Genomic DNA, 20,097 nt, shown 5'->3' with positions numbered 1-20,097 from the left:
GACTCGCTCTGACGGAGGCGACACGTGGAACCGCAGGACGACCGGCTCGCTCGGCGCATGGCCGAGATCAGGGAGCAGGAGCGGGAACTCGACCGCAAGGACGCGGCGCGGAACGCCGAGGCAGCAGACCTCGGCACCTCCGTGGTACGACGGCGCGAAGGTCACCCGATCCGGTCGTTCCTGTTCCTGGCCGGGGTACTCGCCCTCGCGGCCAGCCTGCTCGGTGTGGCGGTGACGATGAGCAGGCTGGCCGGGAAGGACATGGCGGATGCGCAACGCGAGGGCCAGGCGACGGTCGGGCGTTGCGTCGAACACGGCCCGATCAGCAACCGCGGCTTCGGCTACTGGGAGGCGTGCGAGGTCGACATCACCTGGGACGACGGCCAGCTTGAGGCGGTGACCGCCCGAGCGATCTTCGACTCGTCCGACACCGGCAAGACGGTCCGGGTCGGTGACCTTGGCAGGGATCGCACGACCCGGGTGCTGGCCCGGGCCGACGCCGAGGCCCGCCCGTGGCTGTTGTGGATCGGATACGGGATCGGCGCTCTCGCCCTGCTGCCCGGCCTCGTGGGCGTACTGCTGCTGCGCGAGGTGCTGCGCTTCCGCAGGAGGCGGTGACGCGACAGCCGGACAACCGGGGCGGATGCGCCGGTCAACCGGGGCGGATCCGCTTGCGGCCGCGCCCGATCTTCCGGCCCTGCCGCCGGCTGACCCGCGCCGACTTGACCGTACGGGTCTGCGCACTCGCACTGCGCGTCACGTGTCGGCCACCGCGTTCGGTCTTGCGTGGGCGTTTCCGGCCCGCCTTGAGGGCTTTCCGCCCTATCAGTACGCCGAGCTGCGCCGCCAACTCCTCGGCCCTTCTGGCAAACCGGAACCGCCGACGCTTCGTACGGTTCCGAACCGTTCTGAGCCGTCCCGCGACACCGTCGCTGCTCATCGATCCGCGACCCATCGGGCACACACCTCCCCACCTGCCGACCCTCGGACTTCCCCGAGTCGCCGCCGGCAATCCACGCCAGGGCCGGTTTCCCGCCGTCGTTTGCGGGATGCAGCGGACTCAGGGGACGGGTCTACCCGGTGTTCGGGATTCAACTGTCGGCCGAGGTGGTAGCCCTGCCGCAGCCGTATTCGTCGTGGGGTCCTTCCCCTGGCTGACACCGAACTGGTGGAACGCACTGGTCGCGATACTGGTCGCCGCATGGGGCGTGTTCCTCGCCCTGGCCACCGTGACCCGCACCGAGAATGCCGACGACCCGACGGACACCACGGATACCACCGTCCAGCAGATCAGCAGCCGCTCGGGATCGTGACCGAAGTTCGAGGTTGCGGCGGCGTGCAGCACGAAGGCGTGCAGTGCGAAGGCGTGCAGCACGAAATTACGTTGCGGCAAGCCGGTGCGCCCCATACGTTTCCCCGGTACGCCGACGAGCCGGAAGGAGGTCAGAACAATGTCCGATGTTCTGCGCCCCCTCCGCGCCCCGGCGTTCACGCGGATCTGATCCGGGGCGCCCGCGTTCTGTGAGGATCCCGCCATGACCGATCTGGTCGTCCGCCCGCTCGTCGCGGGCGAGGAAAGTCTGTTCGACTCCATGCCCGATCCACTTCCCCAACTGCGCCAGTTCGGCTACGCCGAAGGTCTGGCCGGCGGCGGCTACCGCCCCGAGCGCACCTGGGTCGCCCTCCGAGGTAGCCGGGTCGTCGGCCGGGCGGCCTGGGTGTTGCCGCCGGGCGCTGTCGGCGCACCCTGGCTGGAACGGTTCGACCTGGACGCCGAGCCGGAGGTCGGTGCCACGCTGCTACGCGCCGCCCACGAGGCGCTCGGCGGTCCCTGTGTCTACTACGCCGCACTACCGGCGCACTGGCGACGCCGGCCGGAGGTGCTGGCCGTGGCAGAGGCGCCGATGGCGGCGGCCCGGCTCGCCGGGCTGGTCGAGCGAGGTGAGCGGCTGCGCTGCTCGTGGACGGGTACTCCGCTGCCGGCGTTCTCCGGCCGGTACACCTTCCGGTCGGCCACCGACGCGGCAGAGGTCGACGCCCTGGTCGCCCGGATCGTCGAGCCGGACGTGCTGACCGGCCGGGAGGTCGCCCGAACGGTCGCCGGAGTCGACCTGGCCACCGATCCGCTGGCCTGGCTGGGTCGCCCGGCCGGAAACTGGCGGATCGCGTACGACGCCGCACGGCCGGTCGGACTGGTCGGCACGGCCGGCGACGCCTGCTTTCCGCTCATCGCCTATCTCGGCCTGCTCGACGAGGCCGTCCGGGGCGAGTTGCTGGCCGAGGCGGTCCGGTTGCTGGCCGAGGGCGGCGCCCGCGAGGTGGTCGCGGACGTGGACGCCCATCGGGTACGCGTGGTAGCCGAACTGGAACGGACCGGGTTCCGGCAGTTGCGGTCCCGGGTCGTCTTTCTACCGGCGGCGGAGGTCGACATACCGGACCGGGCATCAGCGGTTGACCAGGCCGCGCCGGGCGCGCAGACGGCACAGCAGACGCCTGGCTGATCGGGTCGACCATCGACCTGACGGCTCAACTTCCGGGCCGGAACGGGGCGCTGCCCAATTCCGGCCCGGAACAGGGCAGCGCTACCGGGCAAAAAGCTCTAAGGTTTCCTGCCGGTGCCGTCCCGTGGAGCGCAACGCTCCAGCCCGGGCAGTACGGCAGCCTTCAGCCAGGAGCCCCCTTGACTCCACGTGACTCCCGTCGACTGTCCGTGCTGGCCACGGCACTCGCCGTCAGTACCACGGCGGTGCTGGTCGTGCCGGCCCCGGCCGGCGCCCGACCCACGGTCAACCGCGACCAGCAGGCCACCACCGGCGCCGTCGCCGCAGTCGAAGAGGCGGTGCTGTCGGCAAGCAACGGCAGCAACACCGTCCGGTTCGACTCCGGCAGCGCGTTGACGGTGTCCGAGGCGGTAAGCGACGTCGCGTGGGCACCCGACGGCAGCGAGGCGGTGTTCGTCGGCGCCGACCAGCAGGTCAAGAGGTTCCGCCACGACTCGCCCAGGACTCCTGTCGCCGTCCCACCGGCCGACCCGGGCGGCAGGTACGCCTCGCCGGGCTACTGGAAGTTCGGCCTCGGCCTGATCATGGCGGTCAAGGAGTCGTCGACGAAGCCGTGGCAGATCGCGGTGACCCGCAACCCGCTCAAGGAGTCGGCCTGGCCACAGCAGTTCGTCCACTCGCCCGACGACAGCCGGCACTACCTGAACCCGGACGCGACCGGGGTGGAGTGGGGGTTCGTCTTCCAGTCGCAGCCGAACGAGGGCGGCCGGCTCGTCGGGCAGCCGTCGGTCGGGATGTGGGACTACGCCCTCGGCTACCGCGACGTCGTCGACAACGCCGCCAACCCGGCGATCTCACCTGACGGCGTCCGGCTGGCGTTCGTCCGCTCCGACGGCACCCACCAGCAGATCTTCGTCTACGACCTGCGTGACGGCAGGACCGTCCAGGTGACCTCGAACCCGGTCGACCACGACCATCCGGTCTGGTCGCCCACCGGCTCCCGGATCGCCTTCACCGACGGCGCCGGGGTGGCGACGGTACAGCCGGACGGCTCAGGGTACGCGGTGGTGCCGGGGTTGTCCGGGGTGCCGGCGTATCAGTCGCGGCGCAAGGACTCTGTGGTCCGCCTGGCCGGGACGGACCGGACCGGTACGGCGGTCGCCGTCTCCCGGTCGCACTGGGGCGGTGTCGGCGACTCCCCGGCCACCGGCAGCCGGGCCGAAACCGTGGTGCTGGCCCGGTCGGACATGTTCGCCGACGCGCTCGGCGGCACCGTGCTGGCCGCCGCGAAGCAGGGTCCCCTGCTGCTGACCTCCCCGCACACCCTCGACCCGGCGACCAGGGCCGAGATGGTGCGGATCCTCGCCCCGGACAAGACGGTGTACCTGCTGGGTAGCACCGGCGCCGTCTCCGCCGAGGTGCAGGCGGCGGTCGAGGCGGCGGGCTACCGGGTACGCCGGCTCGCCGGGCCGGACCGCTACAGCACGGCGGTGGAGATCGCCAACGCGATCGACCCGGACCCGTACACCGTCTTCGCCGCCACCGGCTCCGACTTTCCCGATGCCCTCGCCGCGGGTGCGCTGGCCGGCGCCTACAACATGCCCGCCCGGGTCGGCGGCCAGGGCGCCGTGCTGCTGCTCACCAACGACAGCACCCTGCCCGCCGTCACCCGCAAATATCTCGACGACCACGACTTCACCCGCTGGCAACTGAACACGATCGGCAAGCAGGCCAGCATGGCGATGCTCGAGTACGCGCCCCGGCAGACGTTCGGCTTCGACCGTTACGAGACCGCGCAACAGGTCGCGTACCGCTACTTCGACGGTATCGACATCGCGGGCGGCCGGGACGCCGTCGGGGTGGCCACCGGTACGAACTGGCCGGACGCGCTGGCCGGCGCCGCGCTGATGGGTACCCTCAGGGCGCCGCTGCTGCTCACCGCCGGCAACGCGACGACGCTCAGCGCACCGACCGGGGAATACCTGGCCACCTGCCGGGCGGCCATCTCCACCGGCCTGGTCTTCGGCTCGTCCGCGGTCGTCACCCCCGCCCTGGCCAACGAGATCGGCGCCCGGATCAGCGGCCCCGGCGGCTACAACCACGGCGGATAGCCCGGCCGCAAGGAGCAGCCAGCGGGGAGGCTGGGCGCGGGGAGCGCCGAGGCGTCCGCGTGGTCTGCATGGCTGGGACAGGTGGCCGTGGTGGGGACGGCGATGACGGCCGATCGGCCGTCATCGCCTCGCCCGACCGGCGCCGAACCGGCCCATGTACCGCGCACCGGTGCCCGCCGGCATGAACGGGGTAGCCGGATCAGCGTTCGTGGCAGGGCTACTCAGAGGCAAGCGTTGATCGCAGACCTGAGGGCGCCAGGGGGCATCCCTTGCCATCCTGGATGGATGGCAACATCCTCGGACCCCTCGTCGCAGTACGCCCGTGGTCTCCGGCCCGCAGACCCGAAGCTCGTCGACCTGGCCATCGACTCGCAACAGGCCCTTGAGCAGCTGGCGCTGCTGCTACGCCGCGACGTGCGCCTGGACGAGCCGGCGGTGCTGCTCAGCATTCTGCAACGAATCGGCTCCGAGCTGGAAGAGTGCATGACCGAACTCGCCGGTGCCGCCGCCACCGCCGGGCAGACCGGTCCCGCCGACGCGCTACGCAAGGCGGTCGCACACCAGAACCGGGCCCTGACCTCGCTCAACGGCGCGGTCGCCACGATCCGACCGGCCTCGACATCCCGGATCTGAACGCCGGCGGCTAGCGTGCTCCCGTGGGCACGGTCCAGAGCGGCAAGAGCGTACGGCTGTCCAAGACGAAGCGTCCCGGAGGCGTCTTCTGGTTCGATCTCCGGCAGATCCTCGAAGACCACGACGGTACGTGGCTGCACGGTGCGGTGGGTTCGCCATGGGGCGCTCCGCACGACAGCGGTGTCCTTCCGGTACCCGTGATGGTGCTGCTCGCCGCGGACCGTCCGTGGGTGGCCTGGTGGGTCGACTATCCCGCCGGTCGGCGGCTTGAAATCGACGTGTGTCTCCCGCCAGAGGCCACCGAGGCAGGCTGGCGGTACGTCGATCTCGAACTCGATCCGGTGCGGCACGAGCGGGATTCGCGGGTCGAGATCGAGGACTGGGACGAGTACGAGCAGGCGTGCCGCAACGGCTGGATGAGCACAGAGGACGCCGAGGTCGCCCGGTCGACGGCCGAGGACCGCGCCGAGGCGCTCCGGCGCCGGGACGAGCCCTGGCAGGAGCGCGGATGGCGGTTGCTCGCCGCTCAGCTCTGAATGTTCCGGTTATCCAGGGCTCCCGCGCTCGCGGCTGTCGGGCACCGCCAGCATGCCTGGATCCGGTGGCATTGTCGCCCGCTTCTCCTACCTGCACATACGTGCGTGAGCCTGATCTTTGGCCCTAACCGTACCTTCCGGAACAGTTCCGGAAGTCGTTGACACTGCGGCCGGCCGGTACCGATACTGACCCTTCGGAAGGCATACATGAACGTCAATTACTGACAGTCAGGTAACCGAGGAGGCCCTGTGAACGGCAGCCTGAGACAGCGCAGGAGAGTTACTGCCACGGCCGTGCCGATGGCGGTGTTGTTGCTGGTAGGCAGCGCTGTGACGGTCCAGTCCATCGGTCCGGCCGCTGCGGCCGAGACCACGCTGCGGGCCGCTGCCGCGAACGCCGGGCTGTTCTTCGGCGTCGCCGCCTCACCCAACCGGCTCAGCTCGATCGTCGGCCAGGAGTTCAGCCAACTGACTCCCGAGAACGACATGAAGCCGGACAGGATCGCCACCTCCAGCGGTGGATTGCAGAACACCAGCGGCGCGGACACCCTGGTCAACCACGCCCAGAGCAACAACATGCTGGTCCGTGGCCACACGTTGGTCTGGCACTCGCAGGCCGGCGCGTTGCAGGGTGCCAGCCAGGCGACGTTGAACACCTTCATCGGCAACGCCATAAACCGCTGGGGCAGCCGGATCGCGTACTGGGACGTCGTCAACGAGGCGCTGGAGGACAACAACACCGGCCGGCGCCGGAACCAGTGGCCGCACACCATGAACCGGGACGCGAACGGCGACGGTGACTTCTTCGACGCCGGCGACACCGACGTCATCCGGGACTCGTTCATCCGGGCCAAGCAGGTCGTGCAGGCCGGCGGGCTGACCACCAAACTCTGCATCAACGACTACGACGTCGAGGGCCTGACGGTCCAGGGCGGCACCCCGAACCGCAAGGCCAACGCGCTGTACGACATCGTCAGCAACTACCGGCAGTACATCGACTGCGTCGGGTTCCAGGCGCACTTCAACGACAACCCGAACAGCATCATCAGCAACGACCTGCAGGCCAACATCCAGCGCTTCGCCGACCTCGGCGTCGAGGTGCACATCACCGAACTCGACATCGACGACGACCTGAGCAACAACGACATCGGCACCGGCCAGGCGGAGAACTACCGCAAGGTCGTCCGGGCCTGCCTGAACGTCGCGAAGTGCACCGGGATCACCGTCTGGGGCATCGCCGACAGCGAGTCGTGGCGCTCCTCGGAACGGGGCCTGCTGTTCACCGGCAGCAACGGGAACTACCAGAAGAAGGCCGCCTACCACGCGGTCCTCGACGAGCTGAACAAGGGCCGTAACGTCTCGACCGACCCGACCTCGCCGGGTACCCCGACGGCGACACCGACCGTGACGCCCACCGTGACGCCGACCGTCACACCGACCAGCTCGCCCACCACGCCGCCGGTCCCGACCACCGGCTGCTCGGCCACGGTCTCGCTGAACTCCTGGACCGGCGGATTCGTCGCCACCGTGCGGGTCACCGCCGGCACCTCCCCGATCAACGGCTGGAACGTCCAGCTCACCCTGCCGTCCGGGGTCGCCGTGACCAACACCTGGAACGCGAACCGCAGCGGCAACAGTGGCGCCGTGCGGTTCAGCAACGTCAGCTACAACGGTTCGGTGAGCGCCGGCCAGTCCACCGAGTTCGGCTTCCAGGGCACCGGAACGGCGGGCGCCCTGAGCCCGGTGTGCACCGCCTCCTGAGCGCCACCCGTGCATGGACGGCCGGCCAGCCCGGTCGTCCATGCACCATGTCCGCGCCCGGCCCGGCCGACCGCGACTCGTCCGGTAGGTCGCGACTCGTCCGGTAGGTGGGGCCGGCCGGGACCGGGCCGGTACGCCGGGCCGGGCGGGCCGGTCGGCCCTGCCGATGAGGCCAATGGTGCCGATGAGGCCAATGGCGCTGCTGTTCGGTGTTCTCCACCTCACCTCACCCCTCACCCGGGGCCGTCCGCTCGGCCGGGGCGGGACGTTGGTCCCGCCACCGGGTGCGGCCGGCCCTGCCGGGTAACCCCGGCCGAGGAGCACGTTGGGGGCAGGAGAAGGAGGCACCGATGAAAGCACTGGTGTACGACGGGCCGGGCCGCAAGTCCTGGACGGATGTGCCCGACCCCACGATCGTCGACCCACGGGACGCGATCATCAAGGTGGACACCGTGACGATCTGCGGTACGGACCTGCACATCCTGGCCGGCGACGTACCAGAGGTCCAGCCCGGGCGCGTCCTCGGACACGAGGCCGTCGGCACAGTCGTCGAGGTGGGGGCCGGCGTCACGGGCCTGAACCGGGGCGATCGCGTGCTGGCTTCCTGCATCTCGGCGTGCGGCGTGTGCCGCTACTGCCGCTCCGGCCGGTACGGGCAGTGCCTGGGTGGCGGCGGGTGGATCCTCGGCCACCACGTCGACGGCGTGCAGGCGCAGTACGCCCGACTGCCCTTCGCCGACCTGTCCACGTACCGGCTGCCGGCAGACGTCAGCGACGAGGACGCCGTCATGCTGGCCGACATCCTGCCGACCTCGTACGAGGTGGGTGTGCTCAACGGTCAGGTCCGGCCGGGCGACACCGTCGTGGTGGTCGGAGCCGGACCGATCGGACTCGCCGCGATCCTGACCGCCCGGCTGTACTCCCCGACGCGCATCGTCGTCGTCGACAGGGCGGAGAGCCGGTTGCAGGCGGCCAAGCAGTTCGGTGCCGACGTCACAGTCAACGTCGACGACGACGTACGGGGATCCGTCCACGCGCTCACCGAGGGCCTCGGCGCGGACGTGGTGATGGAGGCGGTCGGCACGCCGCAGGCGTTCGAGGCGTGCACCACGCTGGTGCGCCCCGGCGGCCGGGTGGCGAACATCGGTGTGCACGGCAAGTCGGCCGTGCTGCACCTGGAGGAGTTGTGGAGCAGGAACGTCACGATCACGACGGGCCTGGTGGACACCTACTCGACGCCCGACCTGCTCGCCATGCTCAGTGCGGGCCAGCTCGACGTGGAACACATGATCACGCATCGGTTCGCGCTCGACGACTTCATGGCGGCGTACGACGTCTTCACCCGACCGGCCGAGACCGGTGCCCTGAAGGTCGTCCTCTCCCACACCTGACCCCGGTGCCGGCCGTCCACCATGGACGGCCGGCACGTCGGTCATCCGACGACCCTCACCAGGGCAGGTCCGACGGCTTCTCCCTCAGGAACGCGCGGCGGTTTCCTGGAGGAACTCGGACAGGGTACGGCGGGGTGTCGGCGGAACCGGATCGCCGTACCCGATGCGCAGGATCATCTGGGCGTGGCCGTGACTGCCGCCGACGGCGGCGCGCAGTTCGGGTACCTCCAGCGCCTGGTTGACCGGGGACGCGGCCAACCGCCGCACCGTCGCGGTGAGCAGTACCCGCTGCAATGCCTGCCCGGCCCGGAGCCAGTCGTACGGGGAGTCGCCCCGGGTCGTGAGCCGGAGGATCGTGGGGCGACGTTCGAACGCGACCGCCTCCCGGGCCGGGCCGAAGCGGCGCAGCGGCAGGCGGCCGGCGGCATCCTCCGGCGGGTACGCGTACGCGGGTACCCCGTCCTGGAGCCCGGGGTCGCGTGCGGCCCAGGCGGCGAGTTCGGCGAGGTACCCGGTGTCCCGTCGGAGGATCCCGTCAGCGGTCCGGGTGAGGGCGAGGATCGCGTCCCGGGGGATGGGTTCGGCAACTGTCAACCGGGCGCCCTCCGCAGCGGCGGCCCCGGAGAGTTCGTCCAGCACCGGCCACGGAACCGCCTCGGCGCGGTACGGGCGCCGGTTGGTGTGCCGGCGGGTGATCGCCGCCGCCAGCACGGTGGCCGCCGAGCCCGGTGCCGAGACGGGGCCGGCCTCGACCAGGGCGGCGAGTTCCGGGCGCGTCGCGTCCGGCAGCAGACGCAGTACCGGGATCCGGCCGTTGACGGACATCGCGATCCGGAGATTGAAGATCGCGGCGCCGACGCTGACGAACATCTGCCGGCCGGACGGATCGAGGGCGGTTAGCTGGCGATCCCGGTCCACCCACACCTCGACCCGCCGTCCGTGGGCCCGGAAGAGCCAGGGTTGGGTGTTGTGCACGGACGGCGCGGCGACGGCGGCGCGCAGACAGTTCGCCACGGTGTACGGCGACAGCCGGGGAATCGGCCGGGTCCGGGGGGCCATGATCAGTGGTCCAGGCTGACGGGCCGGTCGATGGCTTCCTCCAGGTCCCCGGAGGCGGTGACCAGCAACCGGTGCCCCAGGTCCGACAGCGCACGGGCCACCGCGATCTCGTCCCCGGTCTCCGGACCGTGCGGCTCGCCGGGGCGCCACCGCGCCTGGCCGGCGCCGACCAGGTCGTCCCGGATCTCGTCGTAGAGCTGCGCCTCCGCGTACGTCCGGTCGTCCACCTCCTCGACGAGGATCTCCACGTTCCAGTGCTTCATGGCGGTCATCTTCGGCTCCTTGCCCTGCTCGCAGGATCGTCCGGCTGCGTCGCCCGCCCTCAGACGGCGTCGCCCTCCCTCAGTCGGCGGCTGCCGGAAGTTCCCGGACCACGGCGACCGGGCAGTGCGCGTGGTGCAGCAGTTGCTGGCTGACCGAACCGAGCAGCAGCCCGCTGAAGCCACCACGGCCGCGCGAACCCACGACCACCAGTTGGGCGCCGTGGCTCGCCTCGACCATCACCCGGCCGGGCGGGCCGGCGACGACGTCGACGGTCACCTCGACCTCCGGGTACCGGCTCCGCGCGTCGGCCACCAACTCGTCGACCTCGACCCGCTCGGCACCGGCCTGCGCCTCCGGGCTGTAACCCGGTAGCTGGCGGCGCGGGGCGACCGGCGTCCAGGCCCGGACCACCCGGAGGGCGGTGCCGCGCGCCGCCGCCTGCGCGAAGGCGTACTCGACGGCGCGCCGCGCCCAGGTGGAGTCGTCCACGCCGACGACGACGGGGCCGTCCGGCTGCTCCTGCTCGCCGCGAACGACGACCACCGGGCAGTGCGCGTGTGCCGAGACGGTGACGGTGGTGGAGCCGACGAGCAGGCCGGTGAAGCCGCCGTGACCACGGCTGCCCAGCACCAGCAGGCGCGCCTCGCGTGAGCGCTCCCGCAGCAGCAGCGCCGCCGAACTGTCTGCCACGATGCCGGTGACCAGCACCCGTGGGTGGGTCTGGAAGGCGTCGAGGATCGCGGCGTCGAGCATCTTCTGCGCGTCCTCCCGGGCGCCCTGGTCCGGCCAGCTCGTCGCGACCGGGGCGACCGTGCTGGGTACCGCCGGCCACTCGAACGCGAAGAGCAGGGTGATCTCCGCACCGGTACGGGCTGCCTCGTCCAACGCCCACCGAAGGGCGGCTTTCGCGCCGTCGGACGCGTCGTAGCCGACGATGATCGGGTATGCCTGCATGGCTTCCTCCAACCGGGCTCTCTATGCCGAAACGTAACGACGTGAGCGGTGTCCGGCGTAGGGCCGATGGTCCGGGGCTGCCGGTGACCTTCTACCCGCCCGACGACGCCCGACGGCGCCCGGCGAGGCCTGGCGATGACGACAGCAGGCACAGGGCGGCACAGTCGCAGGGCCGACCGCCACCATCTGCCGGGCCGTTCGGCCCTGTCCGCCCCCGGGCCGGATGGCGTGCCATGGAAGAGAGGAACGGTCACGGTCGGCGACCCCCGGAGTCTCGGAGTCCTCCGGCGGGCATGCCCGGGAAGGAGACAGCCATGCGGAAATGGACGGTGCGGGACGTCATGACCGAAGACGTGGTGGCGGTGCCCGAGGACGCCAGTTACCGCGCCATCGTCGACCTCCTCGCCGAACGCCGGATCAGTGCGGTGCCGGTGGTCGACCGGGCCGGAAAGGTCGTTGGCGTGGTCTCCGAGGCCGACCTGCTGCACAGGGTGGAGTTCGCCGATTCCGCCGGCCAGCGTCGTCTCTTCCCGCAACGGCGGCGGTCGCCCCGGGAGAAGAGCGCGGGCCGGACGGCGCGGGAGCTGATGAGTTCGCCGGTGGTGACCGCCGGGCCGGACACCGGGCTGCACGCGGCCGCGCGGTTGATGGCCGAGAAGGGCGTCAAACGGCTGCCGGTGGTCGCGGACGACGGCAGCCTGGTCGGGATCGTCTCCCGCGCCGACGTGTTGAAGGTGCATCTGCGCCCCGACGCGGAGGTGTGGCGCGACATCGTGGACGAGGTGCTGCGCCGGACGTTGTGGCTGGATCCGTCCGAGGTGCAGGTCGAGGTCGACGGCGGGCTCGTCGCGCTGAGCGGGCACCTCGACAGGCGTTCCCTGGCGGAGCTGACGGTACGGCTGGTCGGGGCCGTGCCGGGCGTGATCGCGGTCCGGGACCACCTCACGTACGACCTGGACGACGCCGAGCTGGCCCGCTCCCGGTGGAGCCGGTCGCACCCGTTCAGCGCCACCGGACCCTCGATCTAGTGCCTCGTCTATGAAGGTTGATGGGGTAATCGTTTAGGTGTGGGGCACCTTGGGCGAGCTGTTTCAAGCTGTGAGCGGTCGGCGGCGGAGCCGGGGGTGGTCGGCGCGGAGACTGTCGAGCTGGGTGCACAAGCGGGGCACGGAAGCCGGGGTTGCCGACGGCGTGCCGCGGTTCGGGTCGACCGCCGGGGCGGGCCGGGGGTTCGGGCAGCCCGGGAGGGTGGACCATCGACATCGTCATCGACGAACGGGACGACGAGCGGCGTACCCGCGCGGAGGCCCGGCTCCAGAGCGGGCTGGTCGGCTGTGGCACGGCACGGCGCAACCCGGCGGATCCGCGGGTGCCACAGATCGGCGACGAACTCGCCGTCTCCAGGGCGCTCGCCGATCTCGCCCACAGCCTGCTGGAGGCGGCCGGCGACAACGGGCGAGGCACGTGGGAAGGCACGGATCGGCCCTGTCGGCCAGCACTGTTTCGGGGCGGGTCCCTGACCGGCCACCACCGGCTCGGGGAAGACGTCACGGCGGCCTGAGCGGCAGAAACAGTGGTCCGGACTCATATAGTCCGGACCACTGTCGTTTACTCCTGTTGGCCGTTCTCCTTCACGTACACCCCAGCACCGGGCAGTGATTCGGTGAGCCCGTTCATCTTCAAGATCAGAAAAACACGGTCCGCGACGAAGGCGGACACCTCATACTCGGCACACAACTCGGCGCGGCTGGGCAGCCGGGAGCCAGGCGGAAACTCTCCGGACTTGATCCGCCTGGTCAGATCCTCGGCTACCCGCTGGTAGGCGTACTGCGGTGGCACGTGGTAGTCCCCTGTCGGTCGGCACCCTGAGTCAATCACCCATTGCCAGACCTTGACTACCTATGGCTATCCATGGCAGGTTGCCAGACAGGTCCCCTGTCGGTCGGCAAACCTCCCGGGGACCGACCCGGTAAGCGGTCCGGCTACGTGACTAGGGCTCCGTGGCCGGACCTGCCGCCTCCGACGAAGGGTGACGCGCGTGTTCAGTGACGACCTACCGCAGCAACCCGTACCGCTGCGCGACCCCGGACCGGTGCCGGTGCCGGAGTCAGTCGAGCGGGCCGAGATGCGCAGCGTGTTGCTGCGCCACGTCAGCAACGGCGGCAACTGCCGGGCGTGCGGCAACCCGCCGGACCACACCGGGATGTGTTGGGCCGCCAGGGTGGCGTACGAACGGCTCGCCACCGACTGGGGGCAAGGGACCCCGACAACGGGCCGTTCGCCCCTGCTCGGCAGACCCGGCCCAGCGGTGTGATGGATAGGACAACGACAAGGAGGTCGTGATGTCGACCATCAGCAAGACCCGTACCGGACTCACCCCGCTGGAGTGGGTCAACAACCTGTCCCTGTTCCCGCTGCTGACGCCGGCCATCCGGATCGAGGAGTTCCTGGACGGCGACACGTACACCGTCCGGGCGGAGCTGCCCGGCACCGACCCGGCCAAGGACGTCACCGTGACGTACGCGGACGGCGAGCTGCGGCTGCACGTCGTGCGCTCGGGCGAACGCAGGGACAAGACCCGCTCGGAATTCCACTACGGGTCCTTCTACCGGTCGGTCCCGCTGCCCTCGGGCGCCCGGGAGGACACCATCACCGCCGAGTACACCGACGGAATCCTGACGATCAAGGTACTCGTCAGCACGCCGGAGACCGCCGGCAAGACCATCCCGATCACGGTCGGTACCGGCCAGAAGTAGCGGCCGGCCGCTCGGGCGGGCTGGCCCGGAACAGTCGGGCTCGGTCGGCGTACCGAGCCCGACGGCCCCGGGTGCCGGCCGTCAGTCGACGATCTCGATGGTCTGCTCGGCGGGCAGCCGAGGCGTGTGCGGCGGGCCGGCGGTCTCCGGGTCGGCGGTGCCCAACCGGACCACCAGGTACGGGTACCCGAGGTTGCTGATCACGCTCCGCAGCGCCTGCCTGGTGCTGGGCAGCTCGATGACCGAGCTGAACGGCAGCACCGTGACGCCGAGTTCGGTGGCGGTCAGCCAGCCGGCCGACAGCGCCGTTCCGGCGCGCAGCCAGTCGGCCGGCTCGTCGGCCGGACCGTACAGGATCGCGTAGCTGGCGGCCCGGTCGTGTCCCGGGCCGACGGCGAGGGTCCCGGCCCGCACGAAGTCGCGGCCGGGGACGGTGGTCTGCGGTGCCCGACCGGGTACCACCTCGTCCGGGATGCCGGTGCCGGCCGGCCGGTCGCCACCGCGCCAGTACGCCAGCTCGACGCGCTGCTCCTCGTCCTGGGCCTCCACCTGGTCGGCGTGCGACGCGGCGGCGGCCAGTTCGAGGACCTGGTCGGCGGTGAGGAGGTGCAGCTGGACACCCCCCGCCGTCACCGCCTGGCCGATGGCGTCGAGCGCCTCCGGGCTGACCGGGGTGTCGCTGACCGGGCGGCGGTCGGTGTGCCGCAGCCGTACCGCCTGGAACCGGCGCATCGCCTCCGGAGTCACGCCGGTGTGACCGGCCAGCTCGATCCGGGCCAGGTGATCCGGATCGGCCGGGTCGGGAAGCGGGGTCACCACGGTCGACCAGCCCTGCGCGGCCAGCGCGACCACGGCGTGGTGCATGGCGGCGCCACAGCTCAGGGTCAGCAACCGCCCCTCCTCGTCGGCGGCTCGGAGTTGCCGGGTCCGTGCCGCGTACAGGTCCAGCGCGTCGGCGGTGACCCGCCAGCGCCAGGGCTGGGTGTTGTGTACCGACGGCGCGTATCCGGCCGCCTCGGCAGCCTCGGCGAGGACCGCCCGGGCGGGACGTTCAGCATCCATCATTGATCTACTACCTCCTGCCCCCATCCTCCACCGCCAGGGACGCGCGTGCGCGAGGGACGGTGCACGTCGCGCCGATCCGGCGGGTGGTCAGCGCGCGGCCGGTACCCCGCACACCGTCCTGCCGAACATCCCGATCAACCGCCGGTACGAGTCCCAGGCCATCCGTGGGTCGCCGCAGCGCGCGGCCAGCCCCGGCACGGTCGCGTCGGTCAGGCCGATGTCCAGGATCGTCTCCATCATTCCGGGCATGGAGAACTTCCCGCCCGAACGCACCGACAGCAGCAGTGGATCCCGCGGATCGCCGAACACCTTGCCGAACCGGTCCTGCACCAGTCGGAGATGGGCGTCGACCTGGTCGAACAACCCGGCCGGCACGGTACTCGTCGACAGGTAGCCACGGCACGCCTCGGTGCTGATCGTGAACCCCGGCGGTACCGGCAGACCCAGTCGGGTCATCTCGGCCAGGTTCGCGCCCTTGCCGCCCAACAGGTCCGTCAGCTCCGCGCCGCCCTCGGTGAAGTCGAACACGTACTTGCGCATCACCGGCCGCCTCTCCCGCTTCGTTGCGATACAGGTCGTCACCTCGGTGGTACCAAGGTGGCGACCCCGCTCCGTAGGGTCGGACGGGACCCCGGCGGCGGGACCTTCGCCCCGCACCCCGGCACGGCGGAAGATCGCCGAACTTTCGGCGGAACCGCAGGTCGACGCGGCGGCGGTCGGGCGAGGATGCGCGTCTACCTGACAAACACTTCCTACCCGCGCGCTTCGGGCGTACGCTCCGTTGTGGAGCGCCGGGAAGTCTGGTCGGCAGTCGGATGTCGCGTCGACCGAAGAGGGCTCCCATGGATACGTTCGCGGTTCGCACCGAAGGTCTCAGCAAGCGCTACGGCAGGCTGCTCGCGCTCGACGCGCTCGACCTCGCCGTACCCACCGGATCGGTGTTCGGATTCCTCGGCCCGAACGGCGCCGGCAAATCCACCACCATCCGCCTGCTGCTCGGGATGGCCCGACCGACCGCGGGGCACGCCTGGATCTTCGACACCGACGCCCAGGACGTGCGCACCGCACACCGGTCGTTGGCGTACGTGCCCGCCGACGTGGCGCTGTGGCCGCAGCTGACCGGCGCCGAGACCCTGGAACTGCTGGGGCGCACCGGGCCGGGTGTCGACCGGGTGTACCGGGACGAGCTGATCGAGCGGTTCGCGCTGGACGTGTCGAAGCCGGGCCGGACGTACTCGACCGGGAACCGGCAGAAGGTGGCCCTGGTGGCGGCGTTCGCCACCCGCGCTCCGCTGCTGGTGTTCGACGAGCCGACCAGCGGCCTGGACCCGTTGATGGAGCGGGAGTTCCAGCGGGCGGTGGCGCAGGCGCGCGAGCGGGGACAGACGGTGTTCCTCAGCTCGCACCAACTCGCCGAGGTCGAAGCCGTCTGCGACCGGGTCGCGATCCTGCGGTCCGGCAGGCTCGTGGAGATCGCCGACGTCGCGGACCTCCGGCGGTTGCACCGGGGCCAGGTCGAGGTCACCTTCCCCGGCACCGCACCCGAGCTGGACGGGGTACCCGGGGTCGAGGGGGTCGAGCGGGTCGGGCCGGCGCGGCTGCGGTTCACCCTCACCGGCCCGCCCGCGCCGGCACTGCGAGCCCTGGCCACGGCCAACGTGAACTCGCTGACGATCCACGAGCCGACGCTCGAGGAGATCTTCCTCGACTACTACGACGAGGTGTCCCGGTGACCGCCGTCGACGCGCCGGTCGCCCGGCTGACCGGGGACGCCGGCGGAGGGCACGCGGTGACCTGGCTGGCTCTCCGCCAGGTACGGCGTGGGGCGGTCATCGTCCTCGCGCTGGCCGGCGGCATGTCCGCGATGGTCGCCAGCACCTACGCCAGCACCGTCGGCGACACCATGGACGCCGCCGCCCTCGCCGCACTGGCCGAGAACCCGGCGATCCGTACCCTGTTCGGGGAGCCGGTCGCCCTCGACTCCGCAGGCGGGTTCACCGTGTGGCGCACCGGTACCGTCCTCGCGGTCCTGGTCGGGGTCTGGGCCCTGCTCGCCGCCACCCGGATCACCCGGGAGGCGGAGAACGCCGGTCACTGGGACCTGCTGCTGGCCGGCCGGGTCCCGCTGTCCGAGGTCGTGCTGCGGCACGCCGTCGTGCTGGTCTCGGCCGCGCTGCTCGTCGGACTCGCCACCGGTACCGCCCTCGCCGCCACCGGCACCCCGCCCGCCGGCGCCGCGCTGCACGGCGCCGGTCTCGCCCTGGTCGGCGTCTTCTTCGCCGCCGCCGGCACCCTCGCGGCGCAGCTCTTCCCGAGTCGCGCCGCCGCGAGCGGGGCCAGCGTGGCGCTGCTCGGCGCGGGGCTGCTCCTGCGCATGATCGGTGACGGCGTCGACACACTCGGCTGGCTGCGCTGGCTCTCCCCGTTCGGGCTCACCGCGCTGTCCCGGCCCTACCACGACAACCGGGTACTGCCGCTGGTCGTGCTGGCCCTGGCCGCGGCCGCGCTGCTCGCCGCCATCCCCACGGCCGCCGCGCGCCGCGACGTCCGGGGGAGCTGGCTGGCACCCCGCACCGGACGCGCGGCACGGGTACGCCTGCTCGGCTCGATCCCCGCGTTCGCCCTGCGACGCCTGCTCCGCCCCCTCGCCGGCTGGACCACCGGGGTCGGCGCCTACTTCCTGCTCATCGGAGTGCTCGCGGTCTCCATGACCGACTTCCTGGCCGACAACCAGCAGTTCGCCGAGCTCGCCGCGCGAGCGGGGTTCGCCGGCCTCGGTTCGGTCGAGGGCTACGTGGCGGCGATGTACGTGCTGCTCGCCATCCCCACCGGGATCTTCGCCGCCGTACGCGTCGCCGCCCTCGCCGCCGCCGAAACCGACCGCCGGCTCACCCTCGGCTACGCCGGACCCGTCACCCGGCTGCGGCTCCTCGCCGCCGAAACCGCCGTCACCGCGGCCGGCGCCGGCACACTGGCCATCGGGGCCGGGCTGCTCACCTGGATCGGGGCGCGAAGCGTGGACGCTCCCCTCCAACTGGGCGGGGCACTCGCGGGCGCGGTGAACGTACTGCCGATCGCGGCCCTCTGCCTCGGTGCCGCGATCCTCGCCCTCGGTTGGTTCCCCCGCACGGTCGCGCTCGTCGGCGCGCTACCCGCCGCAGGCGGTTTCCTCCTCCAGGTCATCGCCGACAGCACCGGCGCGCCGCACTGGGTCGGCGAGCTGTCCCCGTTCGCACACCTCGGCTCCGTACCCGAGGTGGCGCCCGACTGGCCCGGGGTCGTCGGCATCCTCGTCATCGCCGCCGGCTTCGCCGTCATCGGCGCCGTTGGATACCGACGCCGCGACCTACGCCTCTGAGGAGGCGACGACGAGGTGCGGTCCCTTCGGAAGGGAGCGGGCTGCCGAGATCGCGGCTCGACCGCCCGCCCCTTCCTTCAGGATCACCGCGTCCCTTCAGGATCACCGCGTCCCTGCAGGGCCACCCCGTCCCTGCAGGGCCACCCCGTCCCTGCAGGGTCACCGCGTCGGGGATCCCACCGGGTTGCTCTCCTCGGCGGGGGAGGGCTGAGGTCGGGACCCCTTCCGCTCCCGGACCGCGTAGTTCAGGTGCGTCACCCTCGGGGAGGACTCCGAATTGACCTGCTCCAGGGCCACGCGGCTCGCGTCCACCCCCTCGAACAGGCGGACTCCGGCGCCGAGCAGTACGGGGGAGAGCGCGATCGAGAACTCGTCGACCAGGCCGGCGTTCACGTACTCCAGAATTGTCGTGCCGCCGCCCGCGATCCGTACGTCGCGGTCGCCGGCGGCCTCTCGGGCCTGGTCGAGCGCGGCTTCGATGCCGTCGTTGACGAAGTGGAAGGTGGTGCCGCCCGGCCGCTCCCATGGGTCACGCTTCTCGTGCGTCACGACGAAGACCGGCGTGTGGAACGGCGCCTCCTCCGGCCACATCTGCTCGCCGGCGTCGAACATGCGCTTGCCCATGACGTTCGCGCCGGTGCGCTCGAACGTCTCCCGCAGGATGTCGTTGTCGCGCCCCTCCTCGCCGCCTCCGCCAAGTTTGAGGTTCTGCCTGAAGAAGCGCTGTGGAAAGACCCACCGTTGCAGTTCCATCCACTGCTGCCCCATCAGTTCGCCGAGGGACGCGGGCGCGATGAACCCGTCCAGCGACATCGACACGCTGAAGAACACCTTGCCGGCCATCAGCCCTGCGCTCCCTTCCGAACGAGCTCGGCGACATAGCCGGCCAGGTTGTTCAGGGTCTGCCGGCCGCCCTCGACGGCGTGGTACTTCTCGACCGCCTCGTCGCGCAGTTCCTTCGAGGGGAAGATCGTGCGCATCTCGATCCGGGTCGCCGCCTCGTTCGGGGTGAACGTGAGGATCGACTCGAAGGCGTTCGGGTCGCCACGGGACTCGCCGTGCAGCAGCGTGATCCCCTCCGGCGGGACGATCTCGGTCCAGGTGATCCACTCCTGGTAGTCCGTCCCGTCCGGGCCGTGCATCACGAAGTCCCACTCCCCGCCGACGCGGAACTCGAAGGACCGCGTGGTGGTGCTGAACCCGTCCGGCCCCCACCACCGCGACAGGTGCCGCACCTCGGTGAACGCCTCGAAGACCAGCTCCCGTGGGGCGTCGATGACCCGGGAGATCACGATCTCGCGGTCGGCCACCGGGGACTGTTCCGGCGTCCCTCGTCCTGTCTCACTCATCAGCTATTCCTCCTGCCTTGCCTGCTTGAGGTCCTGCACGTACGCGTCCAACCGGTCGAAGCTCTCGTTCCAGAACCGCTCGAACCCGCCGGTCCACTCGTGAATCGGCCGCAGCCCCCGGGCGTCGAGGCCGTAGAGCCGCTGCTTGCCCGCCTTGCGGTCTCGCACCAGTCCCACCTCCCGGAGCACCCGCAGGTGTTTGGACGCTCCCGGCTGGGTCATCCCCAGTTCCCGGGCCAGGTCGGTCACCGGCCGCTCACCCGCCCGCAGCAGCATCAGAATCTCCCGGCGCTGCGGCTCGGCGATCGCGTTGAACACGTCCGACGTCGTCGCTGCTCGTGCCATGGCAGCAATCATAT

21 protein-coding genes and 2 pseudogenes are annotated in these 20,097 nt (G+C 71.2%); 14 read left to right on the top strand and 9 right to left on the bottom strand.

Annotated features, from left to right (window positions below; all coding sequences use genetic code 11):
• Positions 1–24: 24 nt before the first annotated feature.
• From CLT71_RS23570 to CLT71_RS23540, 8 genes are all read left to right on the top strand, one after another.
• A complete protein-coding gene (locus CLT71_RS23570) occupies positions 25–618 on the top strand; it encodes a DUF6346 domain-containing protein (RefSeq protein ID WP_101369021.1) in 594 nt (197 codons plus the stop codon).
• Between the two features lie 518 nt (positions 619–1,136).
• Complete coding sequence (locus tag CLT71_RS37105) at positions 1,137–1,313, top strand: hypothetical protein (RefSeq protein ID WP_158242288.1); 177 nt, start codon at positions 1,137–1,139, stop codon at positions 1,311–1,313.
• A gap of 222 nt (positions 1,314–1,535) precedes the next feature.
• Positions 1,536–2,501 (top strand): acetyltransferase, encoded by a 966-nt coding sequence (locus tag CLT71_RS23565; protein WP_486483411.1) that lies wholly within the window; start codon positions 1,536–1,538, stop codon positions 2,499–2,501.
• Positions 2,502–2,680: 179 nt separating this feature from the next.
• Entirely contained in the window at positions 2,681–4,612 is a 1,932-nt protein-coding gene (locus tag CLT71_RS23560; protein ID WP_143743576.1) for a cell wall-binding repeat-containing protein, read from the top strand.
• A gap of 285 nt (positions 4,613–4,897) precedes the next feature.
• Positions 4,898–5,245, top strand: coding sequence for a hypothetical protein (locus CLT71_RS23555; protein WP_101369019.1), 348 nt, complete (start codon positions 4,898–4,900; stop codon positions 5,243–5,245).
• 23 nt (positions 5,246–5,268) lie between these two features.
• Positions 5,269–5,781, top strand: a complete 513-nt coding sequence (locus tag CLT71_RS23550) for a ribonuclease FAU-1 family protein (protein WP_101369018.1) — start codon at positions 5,269–5,271, stop codon at positions 5,779–5,781.
• A 330-nt stretch (positions 5,782–6,111) separates the two neighbouring features.
• Positions 6,112–7,542, top strand: a complete 1,431-nt coding sequence (locus tag CLT71_RS23545) for an endo-1,4-beta-xylanase (protein ID WP_486483410.1) — start codon at positions 6,112–6,114, stop codon at positions 7,540–7,542.
• Positions 7,543–7,892: 350 nt separating this feature from the next.
• The gene (locus CLT71_RS23540; RefSeq protein ID WP_101369016.1) at positions 7,893–8,933 is read left to right on the top strand and encodes a zinc-dependent alcohol dehydrogenase family protein; all 1,041 of its coding nucleotides are present in this window, start codon (positions 7,893–7,895) and stop codon (positions 8,931–8,933) included.
• A gap of 84 nt (positions 8,934–9,017) precedes the next feature.
• On the opposite strand, the gene CLT71_RS23535 is transcribed toward CLT71_RS23540, so the two are convergent.
• From CLT71_RS23535 to CLT71_RS23525, 3 genes are all read right to left on the bottom strand, one after another.
• Positions 9,018–9,992 carry an Acg family FMN-binding oxidoreductase gene (locus CLT71_RS23535; protein WP_101369015.1) on the bottom strand — a complete coding sequence of 325 codons (975 nt, stop codon included), beginning with the start codon at positions 9,990–9,992 and terminating at the stop codon, positions 9,018–9,020.
• A 2-nt stretch (positions 9,993–9,994) separates the two neighbouring features.
• Entirely contained in the window at positions 9,995–10,264 is a 270-nt protein-coding gene (locus CLT71_RS23530; protein WP_101369014.1) for a DUF1876 domain-containing protein, read from the bottom strand.
• A gap of 70 nt (positions 10,265–10,334) precedes the next feature.
• A complete protein-coding gene (locus CLT71_RS23525; RefSeq protein WP_101369013.1) occupies positions 10,335–11,210 on the bottom strand; it encodes a universal stress protein in 876 nt (291 codons plus the stop codon).
• 314 nt (positions 11,211–11,524) lie between these two features.
• Between CLT71_RS23525 and CLT71_RS23520 the strand changes: the two genes are divergently transcribed.
• Positions 11,525–12,238, top strand: coding sequence for a CBS domain-containing protein (locus CLT71_RS23520; RefSeq protein ID WP_101371721.1), 714 nt, complete (start codon positions 11,525–11,527; stop codon positions 12,236–12,238).
• Between the two features lie 152 nt (positions 12,239–12,390).
• Positions 12,391–12,771, top strand: coding sequence for a DUF1876 domain-containing protein (locus CLT71_RS23515; protein ID WP_101369012.1), 381 nt, complete (start codon positions 12,391–12,393; stop codon positions 12,769–12,771).
• Between the two features lie 47 nt (positions 12,772–12,818).
• Here CLT71_RS23515 and CLT71_RS23510 read toward each other — a convergent pair whose 3' ends face one another.
• Positions 12,819–13,049, bottom strand: coding sequence for a winged helix-turn-helix domain-containing protein (locus CLT71_RS23510; RefSeq protein WP_486483409.1), 231 nt, complete (start codon positions 13,047–13,049; stop codon positions 12,819–12,821).
• Positions 13,050–13,248: 199 nt separating this feature from the next.
• Here CLT71_RS23510 and CLT71_RS23505 point away from each other — a divergent pair, with 199 nt between their 5' ends.
• Together CLT71_RS23505 and CLT71_RS23500 are read left to right on the top strand one after the other, a co-directional pair.
• Positions 13,249–13,524, top strand: coding sequence for a hypothetical protein (locus tag CLT71_RS23505; protein ID WP_101369010.1), 276 nt, complete (start codon positions 13,249–13,251; stop codon positions 13,522–13,524).
• Positions 13,525–13,552: 28 nt separating this feature from the next.
• Complete coding sequence (locus CLT71_RS23500; RefSeq protein WP_101369009.1) at positions 13,553–13,966, top strand: Hsp20/alpha crystallin family protein; 414 nt, start codon at positions 13,553–13,555, stop codon at positions 13,964–13,966.
• 81 nt (positions 13,967–14,047) lie between these two features.
• Here CLT71_RS23500 and CLT71_RS23495 read toward each other — a convergent pair whose 3' ends face one another.
• Both CLT71_RS23495 and CLT71_RS23490 read right to left on the bottom strand, forming a co-directional pair.
• Positions 14,048–15,031 carry a nitroreductase family protein gene (locus CLT71_RS23495; protein ID WP_486483408.1) on the bottom strand — a complete coding sequence of 328 codons (984 nt, stop codon included), beginning with the start codon at positions 15,029–15,031 and terminating at the stop codon, positions 14,048–14,050.
• Positions 15,032–15,130: 99 nt separating this feature from the next.
• A pseudogene (locus CLT71_RS23490) lies at positions 15,131–15,571 on the bottom strand (PEP/pyruvate-binding domain-containing protein); the annotation flags it as partial.
• 302 nt (positions 15,572–15,873) lie between these two features.
• Between CLT71_RS23490 and CLT71_RS23485 the strand changes: the two are divergent.
• Positions 15,874–16,764, top strand: a complete 891-nt coding sequence (locus CLT71_RS23485; protein WP_199187693.1) for an ABC transporter ATP-binding protein — start codon at positions 15,874–15,876, stop codon at positions 16,762–16,764.
• Positions 16,761–18,389: an ABC-2 transporter permease gene (locus CLT71_RS23480; protein WP_101369005.1), complete on the top strand. Its 1,629-nt coding sequence runs from the start codon at positions 16,761–16,763 to the stop codon at positions 18,387–18,389. Before CLT71_RS23485 ends, CLT71_RS23480 begins: the two co-directional genes overlap by 4 nt.
• 225 nt (positions 18,390–18,614) lie before the next feature.
• Here CLT71_RS23480 and CLT71_RS23475 read toward each other — a convergent pair.
• The 3 genes and pseudogenes from CLT71_RS23475 to CLT71_RS23465 all read right to left on the bottom strand — a co-directional run.
• Positions 18,615–19,232, bottom strand: a pseudogene (locus CLT71_RS23475) (dihydrofolate reductase family protein); the annotation flags it as partial.
• Positions 19,232–19,738: an SRPBCC family protein gene (locus CLT71_RS23470; RefSeq protein WP_101369003.1), complete on the bottom strand. Its 507-nt coding sequence runs from the start codon at positions 19,736–19,738 to the stop codon at positions 19,232–19,234. The pseudogene CLT71_RS23475 and the gene CLT71_RS23470, both read right to left, overlap by 1 nt.
• 3 nt (positions 19,739–19,741) lie before the next feature.
• Complete coding sequence (locus CLT71_RS23465; RefSeq protein ID WP_101369002.1) at positions 19,742–20,083, bottom strand: metalloregulator ArsR/SmtB family transcription factor; 342 nt, start codon at positions 20,081–20,083, stop codon at positions 19,742–19,744.
• Positions 20,084–20,097 lie beyond the last annotated feature (14 nt).

The sequence above is a fragment of the Plantactinospora sp. CNZ320 genome (assembly GCF_002846275.1).
The sequence above is the reverse complement of the archived record's forward strand: the minus strand, read 5'-3'. Positions and strand labels throughout refer to the sequence as shown.